The sequence below is a fragment of the Terriglobus albidus genome (assembly GCF_025685425.1).
Taxonomy (GTDB): Bacteria; Acidobacteriota; Terriglobia; order Terriglobales; family Acidobacteriaceae; genus Terriglobus; species Terriglobus albidus.
Genome location: NZ_JAGTAS010000027.1, coordinates 50,765 through 66,243, shown reverse-complemented (window position 1 = coordinate 66,243; position 15,479 = coordinate 50,765). Strand labels below are relative to the sequence as shown.

The following is a 15,479-nucleotide window of genomic DNA, read 5'->3' as shown; positions in this document are numbered from 1 at the left end:
TCCAGCCTGAGCGAAGATTGGAACAACAAACGCAGATCTCTATCCGCGAGCGACGACGAATCGGGCCCAGCGCTACGTACTCAGCGACAGCCCATGCGCGACTGAAGTGAACTCGTTGCCTGTGCGCAGCTTGCCCTCACCGATCATGCGATGGAAGATAGCCCGCACCGCGGGGACAAAACTGGTGCCTCCCGTCAGGAACACACGATCAATCTGATGCGGCTGTACTCCAGTAGTGTCGAGCAGGCGGGCAACGGCTTGCTCAATCGCCTCTAACTCCTCGGCGATCCATCCTTCGAACTCACTGCGCTTCACCGTTGCCCGTAACTCGAGGTCGTCGTCCCGGAAGAAGAACTCGGCCGCCTCCTCAATCGACAACTGCACCTTCGTCCGCTGTACGGCCTGGTGTAATTGATACCCAAGATCGCGATCGATAAGCGTAATGAGTGCCGTGATCTTCTCCGGCTCCAGGGCGGAGCGTTCTGCTCGCGACAGGATCTCCATTACATTGCGTGTCCGCAGGAACGAGAGATAGTGCCACCGCTCCAGGTTGGCGAAGATCCAGTTCGGCACGGCGGGCAGCAGCTTCTTCAACGAGCGCGAAAGCGTATCCGCCCCCAGCGCCGGAGAGACCAGCTTGCGCACGATCTTTGCATCGAAGGCATCGCCCGCAAGTCCCAGGCCCGACGTTCCGAGCATCGATTTGCCGCGGTCTGCCTGCGAGCGGAACGATGGCCCCACATGCAAGAGTGAAAAGTCCGAGGTCCCGCCACCGAAGTCGCCGATCAAAATCAACTCGTCATGGTCCAGTGAGGACTCATAGCTGTAAGCCGCGCCGATCGGCTCCAGTTGAAAGCGCACCTCTTCGTATCCAGCAAGTTCAAAGGCATGGCGCAGACGTGACTCGGCAAAGGCATCATCCTCCTCCGATTCCGATCCCACAAAACGAACCGGGCGGCCCGCCGTGACGCTGCGCACAGGATGGCCAAACTGGCGCTCCGCGGCGACACGCACGTCCATCAGGATGCGCGCGATCAGATCTTCGAGGGTGTACCTGCGGCCAAAGACTTCCGTTCCCGTAAGCGACCGCGAAGGCAAATAAGACTTGAGCGACTGGATCAGCCGTCCCTGCGTCCCCGACGACTCATGATCGGCAGCAAGATAATGCTCGATGCCGCGCGGCCCGGTGTACGAGTGCACCACCGGACGCCCCTTCTCCCGCACCTGCTCCAGGTACAGCAGCGATCGGTACGACGGCGTCTCTCCCGTCGGCGCGACGAAGTGCGCGAGCGTCACTTCGCTGCCGTCTGCGCGGGCGATAGAGGTATTGGTTGTGCCGAAGTCGATACCGATGCGAAACGGACGCATCCGATCATTATTTCGCAGATTCGATATTTGTTTGGAGAGGACCCAAGGTGTATCGATCTATTCGAGATAGCCCATGCACCGGTGCCCATGTCCGGGGCACTCATATTGATCCTTTCTGAAGGATCATTGAGATGCAAAAACGGTCGCGCGTCGCGCGATACCCCACCCTTTGCGACGCTGTCGCAAAGAATGGGGCAACGAGTGCGTACCCGAGTTACGCCTTTAAGCCTGCCACCAGCTTTTCCATGTGGGCCACGTGGTGCAGGTCATGGCCGGCGATGGTCGCGACCTGCACGGAGAACGGTGTGAACCCGCGCTCCGGATGCGACGCTCCGCGCTGCTTCTGCTCGTCGGTCACCGTCGACAGGAATCTCAGGTTCCAGTCACGGAATGCCTCGTAGAACGCCACCGCGGTGGCATAGTCGTACGCCGCATAGTGCTCGGCCCACTTGTCCTGATCGAAGGGCTGCAGCACGGGGTTATCAACGGCCAATGTCTGGCGCAGACGGAAGCCGAAGGCCATCTCGCAGTCGGCCAGATGCGCAAAGATCTCGCGGATACTCCACTTACCCGGGGCGGGCGATGTATTCACCTGTTCCGCGGTCAGGCCCGCGACCAGAGCCTTCAGTTTCGCCGGCGTGGTGGCCAGCACGGTTGCGGGATCGTTGTCTCCGAGGGCGGCAGCATAAGGATTAGGAGTCATGGGGGAAGCATAGAGCAAACGATGATTGAATAAGAAATATGGCCAACATCGCCGGCAGCGAACAACAGGAACCGATTCGTCTGCCATGGAAGATCTTCTGGGTCGCCTTTGCTATACGCGTCCTCTACATGACCCTCGCGCATACGTACCGATTTCGTCCTGGGGAAGACCACTTTCAGTTCGGATGGGAGGCCGGCCGCATCGCGCGTGCACTGGTCAACGGGTATGGCTACGCTGACCCATTCTTCGGCCACACCGGACCCACGGCATGGCTGCCGCCTTTGTACACCTTCATCATCGCTGCCGCGTTCAAGATCTTTGGCGTTTATTCCCCTATGGCCGCCTGGTCGATTCTGACGCTCAATAGTGTCTTTTCGGCGCTTACTGCCCTGGCGATCTTTGAGATCGCCTATCGTTGCTTCAATCCGAAGGTTGCGATCTGGTCTGCCTGGTTGTGGGCGCTGTATCCAGCGGCGATGCAGTTTGCGGTTCGCTGGGTGTGGGAGATGACGCTCACCTGCCTCCTGTTTTCATGGTTGATCGTCATGACACTGCGCATGGCGGAGAACGGTGGAGGAAGCTGGCGACAATGGACAGTCTTCGGCGCGCTGGGTGGGCTGATCGCTCTCACGCAACCAACACCGCTGATGATGTTGCCTGTCTGTGTAATCTGGGTCTACCTGAAGGCAAAGGCACGATTCTTCCCTGCGCTGCAAAAGGCGGTCGCCGCAACGCTGATCGTCATCGCGTTTACGATGCCCTGGGTCGTACGCAACTACAGGATCTTTCACACCTTTATTCCCATGCGTGACAACTTCGGCGCCGAGAACTACATGGGCAACTCTGACTGGTCTGTAGGGTTTCCGTGGGGCGGCCTGATCTGGTATGGCCAGAACAAGCTGCAGCAGGAGTATGCCACCGCCGGTGAGATCGCCTTCGTGAAGGTACGCGGTGATGCCGCAAAGCAATGGATTGCTACCCATCGCTCTCGCTACTTCCAACTGGCTGCGCTTCGGACCTACATGTTCTGGGCCGGTGTGCCGCAGCCAATTGTTCCCCACAAGGAGTATGTCGAGTACGGACGCGAGATCAACTTCGCCTTCGGCAGCGTCGCCGGTCTGCTTGGCCTGGCTTTGGCATTAAAACGAAAAATCAAGGGAGCCTGGCTCTTTGCAGCAGCCTTCCTGCTACTGCCGCTGCCCTACTACTTTGTCACCGTACAGGCGCGGTTCCGGCATGTCTTCGAACCGCTCATCATGATTCTGGGAGTGTATCTGTTCCAGAGCGCTGAGAAGCGCCGGAAGGCGCCGACCGAAACCATGCCCTAGTGCACCATTTCCAGTGCAGCTTTTATGTGCTTAACGCAGAAAGCCCGGCAAGCTGCGCGCTTGCCGGGCGACTGAGAAGTTGTTCTTATAAAAAGGCTTAGGCCTTAACGACCTTACCGGACTTGATGCAGCTGGTGCAGACGCGGATGCGCTTGCTGGCGCCGTTCACAACGGCCTTCACGGCCTGCAGGTTTACGTTCCAGCGGCGGCGGGTAACGTTGTGCGCGTGCGAAATGTTGTTGCCGAACTGCGGTCCCTTGCCGCAAAACTCACAGGTCTGTGCCATGACAAATCTCCAGGTCGTCTCCCGACAATCAGGTTGGACGAAGGTGTTTTCGCGCAGTGGGAGGGCGTTTTCGCCTCGCTTTGGGCCGCCAGGCCTCCAGAACGGGGCCGCGGGCTTGCTGCGGAAGTTAAAGAATACCGTACTTCCGGTCTCCCGGCAATCAAGAGGACAGGCATACGGAGCACCCCGTATGCTTATCCCCAACAGGAGAAAGCACAACGCATGAAAGCCCTAATGCTTGAGGCGTATGAACATCTGCAGGTCATCGACATGCCCGTCCCGGCCGTTGCCGCCGACGAGGTTCTGATCAAGGTTGCGGCCTGCGGCATCTGCGGAAGCGACGTTCACGGCTACGATGGCGGTTCCGGCCGCCGCATTCCCCCCATCGTCATGGGTCACGAGGCTGCCGGCATTATCGCCGCAGTCGGCTCCGAGGTGCAGGGCTATAAGGCAGGCGACCGCGTCACCTTCGACTCCACCGTCTACTGCGGCAAGTGCGAGTTCTGCAAACGGGGCGAGGTCAACCTCTGCGACAACCGCCAGGTGATGGGCGTCTCCTGCGGCGACTACCGCCGTCACGGCGCCTTTGCCGAGTTCGTTGCCGTGCCCGAACGCATCCTGTACAAGCTGCCGGAAAACTTTCCCTTCGAAGAAGCCGCCATGCTGGAAGCCGTCGCCGTTGCACTGCACGGTGTCCGCGTCTCCCAACTGAAGCCCGGCAATTCTGCCCTGGTGATTGGCGCGGGGATGATCGGCCTGCTGACCGCCCAGGCCGCACGCGCTGCCGGAGCACGCTCCGTCACCATCGCCGACGTCGATGCTGCTCGCCTGCAGATGGCGGTTGATGTCGGGATTCCGGACACGCTGCATCTTTCGGGCAACGACCTGGTCGCCGAGATCCTGCGCCGTACCGGCAACCTTGGTGTGGACGTCGTCCTCGAGGCAGTTGGCCGGGCGGAGACCGTCGTTGCTTCGATCGAATGTGTACGCCGTGGCGGCACGGTCGGCCTGATCGGCAATATTCAGCCCGAGGTTCCACTGCCGCTGCAGCGCGTGGTCACCCGCGAGGTCCGCCTGCAGGGCTCTTGCTCCTCTGCCGGAGAGTACGTCGAAGCAATTCGCCTGATGTCAGAAGGAGCCATCACCGTAAAGCCGCTGATCTCAGCGGTCAGCACTCTGGAAGAGGCTGCTAACTGGTTTTCTCGTCTGCATGCGCGCGAGGCAGGCTTGCTCAAGGTCGTTGTTGCACCCGGGAAGGAGAATTAGCGTTGAGCGAGAACCTCTTCGATCTGACAGGACAGGTAGCCGTTGTTACCGGAGCATCGCGCGGCCTGGGACAGTACTTCTCTCGCGCACTCGGCCGTGCGGGCGCAAAACTGATCGTCACCAGCCGCAAGGCCGGCGACTGCGACGCTTTCGTGGAAGAGCTCGCCGGCATGGGCATCACCGCTCATGCGTTGACGCTCGATGTGCGCGACGAGAAGAGCATCACAGCCTTCGGTCCGGCTGCCGATGCCGTCTACGGCAAGGTCGACATCCTGGTAAACAACGCCGGATGCAATATCCGTAAGCCTGCACTCGAGGTCACGTGGGAGGACTGGAACACCATCCTCGACACCAATCTGCGCGGAGCCTTCTTCGTCGCACAGACCATCGCGCGCGGCATGATCACCCGCGGCTACGGCCGCATCATTAACGTCGGTTCAGTCACCAGCGTGCGCGGGTCTGCAGGGTTGGGGCCGTATGGGGCCAGCCGCGGTGGCATTAAGCAGCTGACGATGAGCCTTGCGGATGACTGGGGACCACATGGCGTGACGGTCAACGTGCTTGCTCCTGGATGGTTCAAGACCAACCAGAACCGCGTGATGTACGAAGACGAGGGCTGGGTACAGTATCTGGTCGAGCGCATCCCGCTGAAGCGGCCGGGAGCTCCTAACGATCTGGACGGCGCTGTAGTCTTTCTGGCAAGCGAAGCTTCCCGCTACGTCACGGGGCAGACGATTTTGATCGACGGCGGTATCTCAGTTGGCGCAACGAGAGCGCTGGTGAAGAAGAGCTAGGACGTACCCCCATCCATCGTGAAGCGCTGGACGGGATCTCCGAGCGGAGCTCGAATCGGTGGGAGCCGTGGGCTTTTAGCCCACGGTCTATCAGCTGAAAAAAATAATGGGCTTCAGCCCTGGGTTTTCTCTGTCTGTCAGGAAAAGGCCCAGGGCTGAAGCCCATTATTTTTTGATCCCTTGTCAGCGGGCTGAAGCCCGCTGCTCCCACCAGTCTCAGATCGAATGCATCGACGCGCTAGTCTCTAACGCCCGCCGCACATCAATCGGCTGAATCCGTCCAAGCAGGAAGGCATACGACAACACACCGATTACCAGATACGCCGCAGCGATACCAAACGCCCAGGTAAAGTTGTGTGTCGCCTGCACCGTATAGCCAGTCAGGATCGGCGCCGCGATGGCGGAGAGCTGGTTGGAGAAGTTCATGATGCCGCCCACCTTGCCGGTGCTGGTATTCGGCACCAGCAGCGAGGGCAGACTCCAGCAGATGGGCGATGCCGCGGAGAGACCACCGATCGCAATTGAGATCGGCACCAGCGCCGAAACAACATCATGCGCAAAGGCCGCACCCACCAACCCCAGGCCGCAGGTGGTCCCAATGAGCAGCACCGAACGTCGCACCGTGCTCGCATCTTTGCCGCGACGAATTAGAAAGTCGACCAGCACGCCACCGATGAAGAAGCCGCAGGCAGTTGCCACCAGCCACGGCATAGAGGTAAAGAGAAACGACTGCCGCAGCGAGATGTGCAGTGTCTCTGCAAGATAGGTCGGCAGCCACGTCAATAGCAGATAGAAGACGTAGTTGTATGCTCCTGCACCGATCGCCAGACCGATCACCTTGCGCTCGCGTAATAGCCGGGCCAGCGGAATCGGCGGAGCCAGGATCGCAGCCGCATCCTCTGTCGTCTCTGAGGTTGGATGGATTACGTTGCGCATGGTGAAGCGATCGGGCTCGCGATAGAGCAACGCAAATAGACCGAGATACGCAAACGAAAGGGCAGCCGTGAAGCCAAAAGACATCCGCCACCCGACGCGCAACAGCAACAGCCCGAGCAACGGCACACCGATTCCATTGGCTAATTTCGCCGCACTGTCAAAGATCGCCGTCGCCAGCGACCGTTCATGTTGTGGGAACCATGCGCCGACAGCCTTCGCATTCGCCGGAAAGGTCGGAGCTTCTCCGATACCAAGCAGCAGCCGTGCCGCAAAGAACAGCAGCACGCCGGGTGCAAACGCTGCGGCAATCGACGCAATGCCCCAGATCGCAATCGAGTAGAGCGAGACCTTACGCACACCGAAAGCATCGAGCACGACACCGGTTGGTAGCTGACACGCTGCATAGGTCCACGAATACGCCGCGGAGAGCTGGCCAAAGACCGAGGGTGTAATTCCGAAGGTCTGCACCAGCGCGTCGTGCGAGACCGAAAGATTGACGCGGTCAAAGTAGTTCACCAGGACGCCGACGCCAAGCAGCACTCCAACGGTCCAGCGATACGACGCAGCATTGCTGTTTTCAGTTTTCATCGGGCATCGCGACTCTATCACGCCAAAGCTACAGCTTGCTTACTACCCTCCACGGCAGCTCTGCGGTGTAATGCCTTCTTCGGCCATGCGTTCTCCCATGCATCACCCCATGCGGCGGGACGTCGCATAATCGAGGAGATGGCGATGGAGCACGAACACCACAGCAGCAGTCACCAGGGCGCGAAGCCTTCCCTTTTCAACATCGTCAGCCGGCCTCCGCAGAAAGATCCCGTCTGCGGCATGATGGTGAATCCGGAAACCGCTCCTGCGAAAGCCGAATATCAGGGCAAGACCTATTACTTCTGCTGCGCTGGCTGCGCAACTAAGTTCAAGGCCAATCCGGAAAAGTATCTGAACCCAAAACCTGCAGCGCCACCGACCGCAGCAGAAGCTGCCGCCGAATACACCTGCCCCATGGATCCCGAAGTCCGTCAGAAGGGACCCGGAAATTGCCCGAAGTGCGGCATGGCGCTTGAGCCTGCAGCCCCACCAGCTCTCACACGCACCGAATACACCTGCCCGATGCACCCGGAGGTTGTCAGCGATGATCCCGGGAACTGCCCCAAGTGCGGTATGGCGTTAGAACCCCGGACGGTCGACGTTGCAGAGCAGGAGAACCCCGAACTGACCGACATGCGCCGTCGCTTCTGGATCTGCGCCATCCTCACGGCTCCAGTCTTTATCGCCGCCATGAGCGGCATGTGGGCGGAACATCTCCTCGGCGGGCGCACGCTTCACTGGCTGGAGATGGCGCTCAGCACGCCGGTCGTGCTGTGGGGAGGATGGCCCTTCTTCGAGCGTGCCGTACAGTCCGTCCGCACACGCAACCTGAACATGTTTACTCTCATCGGCCTCGGTGTTGCCGCCGCTTATGGTTACAGCGTGGCCGCGCTCTTCTTTCCTGGCCTCTTCCCTGCTGCCTTTCGCGATGAGATGGGAGAGGCTCCGGTGTACTTCGAGGCTGCCGCCGTCATCGTGGTCCTGGTGCTGCTGGGTCAGGTGCTCGAGCTGAAGGCGCGCGCTCGCACCGGAGGGGCGATCCGCAGCCTGCTTGGTCTCGCGGCGAAATCGGCGCGGCGCATTAAGGCAGATGGAACCGAAGAGGATATTCCCCTCGAGCTGGTTCATGCCGGCGATCTCCTCCGCGTTCGCCCCGGCGAAAAGATTCCTGCCGATGGCGTGGTCACAGAAGGCGCCAGCTCTGTCGACGAGTCGATGATGACCGGCGAGCCCATCCCGGTCGAAAAACATGCCGGAGACCGCGTGACCGGAGCGACAGTCAACGGCACGGGAACGCTGGTGCTGCGTGCCGACCGTGTCGGCCGCGAGAGCCTGCTCTCCCAGATTGTGCAGATGGTCGCCCAGGCACAGCGCAGCCGCGCACCGATTCAGCGCCTTGCCGATCAGGTTGCAGGCTACTTTGTTCCCGCAGTTATCCTTGCGGCCGCACTCGCTGCCATCGCGTGGGCTCTCGTCGGACCACAACCGCGGCTGGCGCATGCCCTCGTCTCGGCCGTCGCTGTTGTGATGATCGCCTGCCCCTGCGCCCTGGGTCTGGCAACACCGATGTCGATTATGGTCTCCAGCGGTAAGGCTGCACACATCGGTGTGCTCTTTCGCAATGCTGAAGCCATTGAGACATTGCGTAAGGTCGACACCCTGGTTCTCGACAAGACCGGCACACTCACTGAAGGCAAACCTCGCATTACAGCCATCAAGTCCTATGGCATTGAGGAAGCTCACCTGCTGCGGCTGGCAGCCAGTCTGGAGAACGCCAGCGAGCATCCGCTTGCCGCCGCGATTGTTGCTGCGGCCAAGGAACGTAGCCTGGGCCTGATGCCGGTCACGAACTTCTCCTCCATCACGGGCAAAGGTGTCCGCGGCCAAATCGACGGTGCCACCATCGCACTCGGTAACAACGCTCTGATGCAGGAGCTGGGAATCGATACCTCCTCCACAGAAGCCGACAAGCTACGCCACGAAGGACAGACCGTCGTCTTCCTGGCGCAGGACAACGCCCTGCTTGGCATTCTCGCTGTCGCCGATCCCATCAAAGCCACAGCTCGCGAAGCCTTACGCAAACTCCACAACCAGGGTCTTGCAATTGTGATGCTGACCGGTGACAGCCGCACGACAGCGGAAGCTGTGGCCTCGCAGCTCGCAATCGATCAGGTCATCGCCGAGGTCCTGCCGGACGGCAAACGTCAAGCAATCGAGAAGCTGCAGCAGGCTGGACATGTCGTCGCCATGGCAGGCGACGGCGTGAATGATGCCATTGCTCTGGCAAAGGCCAATGTCGGCATCGCCATGGGGACCGGCACTGACGTGGCCATGCAGACCGCAGGAGTCACACTGGTGAAGGGCGACCTCAACGGTATTCTGCGCGCCTACCGGCTCAGCGAAGCGACCATGAGCAATATCAAGCAGAACCTCTTCTTCGCCTTTATCTACAACGCACTGGGCGTGCCGGTTGCCGCGGGAGCGCTGTATCCCGTCTTCGGCATCGTACTCAGCCCGATGATCGCCGCGGCCGCTATGAGCTTCAGTTCGGTGTCGGTGATTGCGAATGCGTTGCGGCTTAGAGCGACGAAGATTTAGAGGCTTATCGACAGGTTAAGAACCCATACACTGGGTGCCCCATCCATTGCGAAGCAATGGGTGGGAGATTCGCGCGTTGCGCGAATCCGTTTGGTGTTTGCTCGAACATCCCATCCATCGCGTATCGGAGTCCCCGGCGAACTTCGCTGGGGTGAGTGGCGATGGATGGGACACCCAGTGTATGGGTTGCGAAGGCGTTCGTGGCGTCGTAGATCACAGAGCTGCTTTCACCTTCTTTGGCAGCTTCTCGAAGACGCGGGTATGCGCCTGGCGCAGCAGTTCTTCCAATTCCGCTTTGCGGAAGATATTCCAACCCGTCAGCGCAATCCATTTCGCCCGCGCCAGGTAAGGCGCGGGCAACACACCTTCTATCTCCAGCAGCTCGTGAAACCGCTCCGGATCGGCCGCGAAGCTGAAGACCACCGGCTGGCGCCCCAGGCGGGACTCGTCGTCCAGATTGATGAGGGCGAACATCTTGCCGCCTTTGGCCTTATCGCCTACCCAGAAGACCAGGTTGTCGCCCCACTGGCGGGTCTCCGCCACATGAGGCAGGGAGCGCAGGAACTTGCGAACACCTTCGACATCCATGCCCGCAAGTATCCCACGCCCGCCTTCTATACTTGAAGGTGCGACATCATGACCTTTCCATCACTGCAGGAACAGCTTGACCTCATCACCAAGGGCGCGGCGGAGATCATTCCGCTGGAGGACCTCGCCAAACGCATCGAGAAGTCGATCGCGACCGGCACCCCCATGCGCATCAAAGCCGGCTTCGATCCCACGGCGCCCGATCTGCACCTTGGCCACACCGTGCTGATGCGTAAACTGAAGCACTTCCAGACCCTGGGCCACACCGTTATCTTCCTGATCGGCGACTCGACTGCCCTGATCGGTGACCCCACCGGCAAGAGCCAGACACGCAAGCCGCTCACGCGTGAAGAGATCGACGTCAACGCCGAGACCTATAAAGAACAGGTCTTCAGGATTCTCGATCCGGAAAAAACCGAGGTCCGCTACAACTCCGAATGGCTCGATCAGCTCGGCTACGCCGGCATCATCAAGCTGACGGCACAATTCACCGTCTCGCAGATGCTGGAGCGGGAAGACTTCCACAAACGCTTCCAGGAAGAGCAGCCCATCCATGTCCACGAGCTGCTGTACCCCATGGCGCAGGGCTACGACTCCGTCGCGCTGAAGTGCGATGTGGAGCTGGGAGGCACGGATCAGAAGTTCAACCTGATGCGGGGCCGTGACCTGCAGCGTACTCACGGACAGGCTCCGCAGATCATCCTGATGACGCCCATCCTCGAAGGTCTCGACGGCGTGCAGAAGATGTCGAAGTCGCTGGGCAATGCCATCGGCATCAAGGAGCCGCCGGGAGAGATGTACGGCAAGCTGATGAGCATCTCCGATGAGCTGATGTGGCGTTACTGGGTCTTCCTCACCGACCTGCCTCAGTCTGCCATCGACCAGATGCGGACCGATGTTGCCTCAGGGGCGCTGCATCCCATGCAGGCAAAGAAGAACCTCGCGCGCACCATTACAGCCGGCTTCCACTCCGAAGCGGAAGCGGCGCACGCCGAGGAGAACTGGGCCCGCACCTTCCAGCAGAAGGCCATCTCCGATGACCTGGAGGAGGTGGCGATCTCTCAGGAGGCGCTCGCCATCACGGATTCCAGCGTGCGTGTCGCAAAGCTTCTCGTCGCTCTCGGTCTCGCTGCCTCCGCAGGAGAAGCGACGCGAAAAGTAGCTGAGGGCGCCGTGCGGATCGACGGCAATGTCCATAAGGATGCCTTCCTGACGGTCGCCCAATTGCCTGCTCGCATTCCCGTGCGCCTCGGAAAACGCGCGAAGCTCGCAGTGATCGCCTGAGTGTGGCTATTCAGCAACTCGGGATGCCTGCTTTGACGGATCCCGGGTTGCTTTGCCGCCCCTACAATTATCAATCAAATCAATCACTTACTACAATGCCGTAAACCAGCCGCGACAAAGATGCATCCAACCGGGTCAGGAAGTCCAAGGAGGAACCCGTACTGATGGGGACCCGATCGATCGCCGCCGTTGCAGCACTGATTGTTTTTGCTCTTCCTGCTCTTTCACAACAGGACACCGCCGCCCAGAACCTGGCGCGCAAGGTCATGCAGACGGAGCTCGAGGCCGACCGCAACGACCAGACCCGGTGGCAATACCGCTCGCACTATCAGAAGCCCGGCGAGGATGCGCTCTTCTACGTCATTGAGACGGACGGCGGAGCAGTGAAGAAGAAGATTCGTACCGATGGCCGCCCCCTTACCCCTGCGGAACTCGCCGAAGAAGATCGTAAGATCACCGAATTCGTCGCCAGCCCCAGTGAACAGGAGAAGCAGCGCAAAAGCAGCCGCGAAGATGACAAACGTGCCGCGGACATGCTGCGCATGATGCCGGATGCCTTCTACTGGTCGATCAAGTCCGAAGGCCCGGAGACGGTCACCCTGGCTTTTGCTCCCAACCCCAACTTCACTCCACCCTCGATGGAAGCCCGCGTCTTCGCCGCCATGTCCGGCGAGATTGTCGTGGATAAAGCCCAGCATCGTCTGAAACTGATGCATGGGAGCCTCACCAATGACGTCACCTTCGGATGGGGTCTTTTCGGCCGCATGCGGAAAGGCGGCACCTTCTCGGTAGAGCGTAAGGAGGTCAAGCCCGGCGTATGGCTCATCGTCGAGACTCACATCCACATTGAAGGGAAGGCGCTGCTCTTCAAGACCATCTCTGAGCAGGAAGACGAGGTTAAGTCCGGCTTCCGTCTTACGCCCGACGCCATGACACTGCAGGAGGCTGCCGCTGAACTGAAATCGCAGCCACCAGATACGCTCGCGCGGCGGTAAGAAAAAAACACCGCTCACTCGACAAGGGCGCGGTCACCTCCGCGCCCTTTATGCTTGAGGGGACGATGGCAGGCCGAAACTATCCCCAGACCGACCGCGAGCTCCTTCGGCTGATTGAACGTTCTCCCGGCGGACGCGCAGGCTACAAACAACTCATCCGCGAGCTCGGCCTCGGCGGAGGTCGCGAGCGACGGTTGCTGCTCGAGCACCTTGCCCGCATGACTGCCAGCGGGGCGCTACAAAAAGTCAATCACGATCAGTGGGCGGTACCGAAGCCAAATGACCGTGGGCAACAGGGTAAGACGAGCTCCACCAGGCGTGGCAGATACCCCACGGCGGCATCGTTCAATCGCGACAACCTCGTCTCCGGCAAACTCGACCTGCATCGTGACGGCTTCGGTTTTGTTCGCGTTCCGGGCGAGGATGACATCTTCATTCCTCCGCCGGACATCAACGGAGCCATGCAGGGCGACCAGGTGCTGGTGGAGGTTGGCCCACCGCAGCGCGACGGCCGCCGGTCCGGACGCATCGCCCGTGTACTCAACCACAAGAACCCGACGGTCGTCGGCATCTTTCACTACGCCCGTCCGCAGAAGCGGAATGACTCGCCGTTGGTGCGCGGCAACTACGTCACACCGCTCGACGAGCGCATGACGCAGCCAATCCTCATCCCCGAAGGGTTGGAGGTCCCTCTACAGAGGGAGGGTTCCCCACATCGTGTACTGGGCGAGGAGGCCCGGGCACAGCTTGAGGAGGACTGGCGCAACCTCGAAGGCATGGCCGTCGATGTTGAGATCACCGACTTCCCCACCACTGCCCGTCCGGCAACAGGGCGGGTCATCGAGGTTCTGGGCGACAAAGACGCCTTCGGTGTCGACGTCGAGATCATTATCCGCAAGCATCATCTGCCGCACATTTTCCCGGACAACGTACTCGAAGAGGCTCGCGCGCAGGCGGCGGAGCTCAACGGAGAGTACATCCACGAGCTCGAATCGACGCCGTGGAATGGATTCGGAACACGTCCCGGTGAGAGCGGCCGCATCGACTTCCGTAGCTTCCCGATCGTCACCATCGACGGCGAAACCGCCAAGGACTTCGACGATGCCGTCCACGCCCGCCTTCTGCCCAGCGGCAACTGGGAGCTGCAGGTTCACATCGCTGATGTCGCTGAGTATGTCCTGCCTGGAAGCGCACTCGATCTGGAAGCTCGGCTACGCGGCACCAGCGTTTACTTCCCCGACCGCGCCATTCCGATGCTGCCGCAGGAGCTTTCCAGCGATATGTGCTCGCTGCGTCCGCACGAGAACCGGTTGGTCCTCTCCTGCGTGATGGAGATTGACCAGCGCGGCGAAGTGCTGCGCTACCAGGTAATGGAAGGCATCATCCGCTCCACGCAGCGCATGACCTACACCAACGTGCAGCGTGTGCTCGATGATGACGCCAACGCACTGCGGGAGTTCGCCGACCTGGTACCCGAGTTCAAGCGCATGGAGGCACTCTCACGGCTGCTGAATCGCAAGCGCGTACGGCGCGGCTCTATCGACTTCGATCTCCCCGAACCCGTCGTGCAGTTCAACGAGGCCGGTGAGATGCAGGGCATCGTGCGGTCTGAACGCATCTGGGCGCATCGCCTGATCGAAGAATTTATGCTCTCTGCCAATGAATGCGTGGCTACCTGGATTGAGTCGCAGGGCGTTCCCGGCATCTATCGTATCCACGAACCTCCTGATGCACGGCGCGTTGTCGAGTTCGAAGAGACGGCGGCCGGCTTCGGCTACTCGCTCGGGATCGGCAATCTGCCGGTGCGCAAGGTCCAGACACGCGGTGACCGTCGCGATGCGCGCGGCAGCGGACGCGCGGCAAAGACACATGAGGTCACGGAAGAGATTCCGGTGACGCCCCGCATGTATCAGAAGCTGACCGAGCGCATCGCGGGCAAGCCGGAGGAGCGCATCCTCGCCTACCTCATGCTGCGCTCTCTGAAACAGGCGGTATATTCCGAACAGAACGAAGGCCACTTCGCTCTGGCGTCACCGACCTATACGCACTTCACCTCGCCGATCCGCCGTTATCCGGACCTGATCGTGCATCGCATCGTCAAAGACCTGCTGCACAGCGGAGCCAATCCGATGGGTGGCGCCGTCCTGAGCGATAAGCCGTCGCCGTGGGCGAATCCCCGCTTTACGAAGCAAGCAACCGATCTGGAAGGCCCAATCATGGCCAGCGAGCTGGCCGCCATTGCACAGGAGTCGAGCGAGCGCGAACGCGGCTCCGAAGATGCCGAGCGCGAGCTGATCGAGTGGAAGAAGATCAAGTTCATGCAGGACCGCGTGGGCGAAGACTTCGACGCGATGATCCTGTCGGCTACAAAATACGGACTCTTCGTCGAGCTCGATGGTCTTTTCGTGGAAGGCCTGGTCCCGATCGACTCGCTGCGCGACGATCGCTACTACTTCAACGAAAGCTCACGCCGCATCTGCGGCGACCGCAACGGGCGCTGCTATGCCATGGGACAGAAGGTGCGGGTCCTACTCGATCGCGTCGATCGCGTGAATCGCCGGCTGCAGTTTGCCATTTTGGAAGAAGAGAGCGGCCCCGTCACGCCAGCGGACGGAGAGCGTCCGGCGAAGCGCGGAGCCCATTCGTACAAGCCTCCGAAGGGCGCCGGGAAGAAGCGCTCGAAGAAGTCGATTCAGCGAGAGAAGAAGGCAAAGCGGGGTAAGAAGAAGTAAGCAGCGTGCCATG

At 60.4% G+C, this 15,479-nt stretch carries 12 protein-coding genes; 7 read left to right on the top strand and 5 right to left on the bottom strand.

Features of this window, described 5'->3' with window-relative positions; all coding sequences use genetic code 11:
• Nucleotides 1-72 precede the first annotated feature (72 nt).
• Both OHL21_RS05205 and OHL21_RS05200 read right to left on the bottom strand, forming a co-directional pair.
• Complete coding sequence (locus OHL21_RS05205; RefSeq protein WP_263416187.1) at nucleotides 73-1,368, bottom strand: Hsp70 family protein; 1,296 nt, start codon at nucleotides 1,366-1,368, stop codon at nucleotides 73-75.
• A 214-nt stretch (nucleotides 1,369-1,582) separates the two neighbouring features.
• Nucleotides 1,583-2,071 carry a DinB family protein gene (locus tag OHL21_RS05200; RefSeq protein WP_263416186.1) on the bottom strand — a complete coding sequence of 163 codons (489 nt, stop codon included), beginning with the start codon at nucleotides 2,069-2,071 and terminating at the stop codon, nucleotides 1,583-1,585.
• A gap of 38 nt (nucleotides 2,072-2,109) precedes the next feature.
• Here OHL21_RS05200 and OHL21_RS05195 point away from each other — a divergent pair, with 38 nt between their 5' ends.
• A complete protein-coding gene (locus tag OHL21_RS05195; protein ID WP_263416185.1) occupies nucleotides 2,110-3,399 on the top strand; it encodes an ArnT family glycosyltransferase in 1,290 nt (429 codons plus the stop codon).
• A 97-nt stretch (nucleotides 3,400-3,496) separates the two neighbouring features.
• On the opposite strand, the gene rpmB is transcribed toward OHL21_RS05195, so the two are convergent.
• Entirely contained in the window at nucleotides 3,497-3,685 is a 189-nt protein-coding gene (gene rpmB, locus OHL21_RS05190) for a 50S ribosomal protein L28 (RefSeq protein WP_147645762.1), read from the bottom strand.
• 222 nt (nucleotides 3,686-3,907) lie between these two features.
• Between rpmB and OHL21_RS05185 the strand changes: the two genes are divergently transcribed.
• Entirely contained in the window at nucleotides 3,908-4,951 is a 1,044-nt protein-coding gene (locus OHL21_RS05185; RefSeq protein ID WP_263416184.1) for a galactitol-1-phosphate 5-dehydrogenase, read from the top strand.
• A gap of 2 nt (nucleotides 4,952-4,953) precedes the next feature.
• Nucleotides 4,954-5,745, top strand: a complete 792-nt coding sequence (locus OHL21_RS05180; RefSeq protein ID WP_263416183.1) for an SDR family NAD(P)-dependent oxidoreductase — start codon at nucleotides 4,954-4,956, stop codon at nucleotides 5,743-5,745.
• A gap of 216 nt (nucleotides 5,746-5,961) precedes the next feature.
• Here OHL21_RS05180 and OHL21_RS05175 read toward each other — a convergent pair whose 3' ends face one another.
• On the bottom strand, nucleotides 5,962-7,269 hold the full coding sequence (locus OHL21_RS05175; RefSeq protein WP_263416182.1) for an MFS transporter: 1,308 nt from the start codon (nucleotides 7,267-7,269) through the stop codon (nucleotides 5,962-5,964).
• 144 nt (nucleotides 7,270-7,413) lie between these two features.
• Between OHL21_RS05175 and OHL21_RS05170 the strand changes: the two genes are divergently transcribed.
• On the top strand, nucleotides 7,414-9,867 hold the full coding sequence (locus OHL21_RS05170) for a heavy metal translocating P-type ATPase (protein WP_263416181.1): 2,454 nt from the start codon (nucleotides 7,414-7,416) through the stop codon (nucleotides 9,865-9,867).
• A gap of 213 nt (nucleotides 9,868-10,080) precedes the next feature.
• On the opposite strand, the gene OHL21_RS05165 is transcribed toward OHL21_RS05170, so the two are convergent.
• Nucleotides 10,081-10,455, bottom strand: a complete 375-nt coding sequence (locus tag OHL21_RS05165; RefSeq protein ID WP_263416180.1) for an MmcQ/YjbR family DNA-binding protein — start codon at nucleotides 10,453-10,455, stop codon at nucleotides 10,081-10,083.
• A gap of 48 nt (nucleotides 10,456-10,503) precedes the next feature.
• On the opposite strand from OHL21_RS05165, the gene tyrS reads away from it, so the two are divergent.
• The 3 genes from tyrS to OHL21_RS05150 all read left to right on the top strand — a co-directional run bounded on the left by tyrS (nucleotide 10,504) and on the right by OHL21_RS05150 (nucleotide 15,466).
• Nucleotides 10,504-11,739 (top strand): tyrosine--tRNA ligase, encoded by a 1,236-nt coding sequence (gene tyrS / locus OHL21_RS05160; RefSeq protein ID WP_263416179.1) that lies wholly within the window; start codon nucleotides 10,504-10,506, stop codon nucleotides 11,737-11,739.
• A 164-nt stretch (nucleotides 11,740-11,903) separates the two neighbouring features.
• Nucleotides 11,904-12,734 (top strand): hypothetical protein, encoded by an 831-nt coding sequence (locus OHL21_RS05155; protein ID WP_263416178.1) that lies wholly within the window; start codon nucleotides 11,904-11,906, stop codon nucleotides 12,732-12,734.
• Nucleotides 12,735-12,799: 65 nt separating this feature from the next.
• Nucleotides 12,800-15,466 carry a ribonuclease R family protein gene (locus OHL21_RS05150; protein WP_263416177.1) on the top strand — a complete coding sequence of 889 codons (2,667 nt, stop codon included), beginning with the start codon at nucleotides 12,800-12,802 and terminating at the stop codon, nucleotides 15,464-15,466.
• Nucleotides 15,467-15,479: the final 13 nt, after the last annotated feature.

Coding starts and splice junctions, on each gene's coding strand:
- OHL21_RS05205 (WP_263416187.1), bottom strand. CDS start 1,368: ATGCGTCCGTTTCGCATCGGTATCGACTTCGGCACAACCAATACCTCT.
- OHL21_RS05200 (WP_263416186.1), bottom strand. CDS start 2,071: ATGACTCCTAATCCTTATGCTGCCGCCCTCGGAGACAACGATCCCGCA.
- OHL21_RS05195 (WP_263416185.1), top strand. CDS start 2,110: ATGGCCAACATCGCCGGCAGCGAACAACAGGAACCGATTCGTCTGCCA.
- rpmB (WP_147645762.1), bottom strand. CDS start 3,685: ATGGCACAGACCTGTGAGTTTTGCGGCAAGGGACCGCAGTTCGGCAAC.
- OHL21_RS05185 (WP_263416184.1), top strand. CDS start 3,908: ATGAAAGCCCTAATGCTTGAGGCGTATGAACATCTGCAGGTCATCGAC.
- OHL21_RS05175 (WP_263416182.1), bottom strand. CDS start 7,269: ATGAAAACTGAAAACAGCAATGCTGCGTCGTATCGCTGGACCGTTGGA.
- OHL21_RS05170 (WP_263416181.1), top strand. CDS start 7,414: ATGGAGCACGAACACCACAGCAGCAGTCACCAGGGCGCGAAGCCTTCC.
- OHL21_RS05165 (WP_263416180.1), bottom strand. CDS start 10,455: ATGGATGTCGAAGGTGTTCGCAAGTTCCTGCGCTCCCTGCCTCATGTG.
- tyrS (WP_263416179.1), top strand. CDS start 10,504: ATGACCTTTCCATCACTGCAGGAACAGCTTGACCTCATCACCAAGGGC.
- OHL21_RS05155 (WP_263416178.1), top strand. CDS start 11,904: ATGGGGACCCGATCGATCGCCGCCGTTGCAGCACTGATTGTTTTTGCT.
- OHL21_RS05150 (WP_263416177.1), top strand. CDS start 12,800: ATGGCAGGCCGAAACTATCCCCAGACCGACCGCGAGCTCCTTCGGCTG.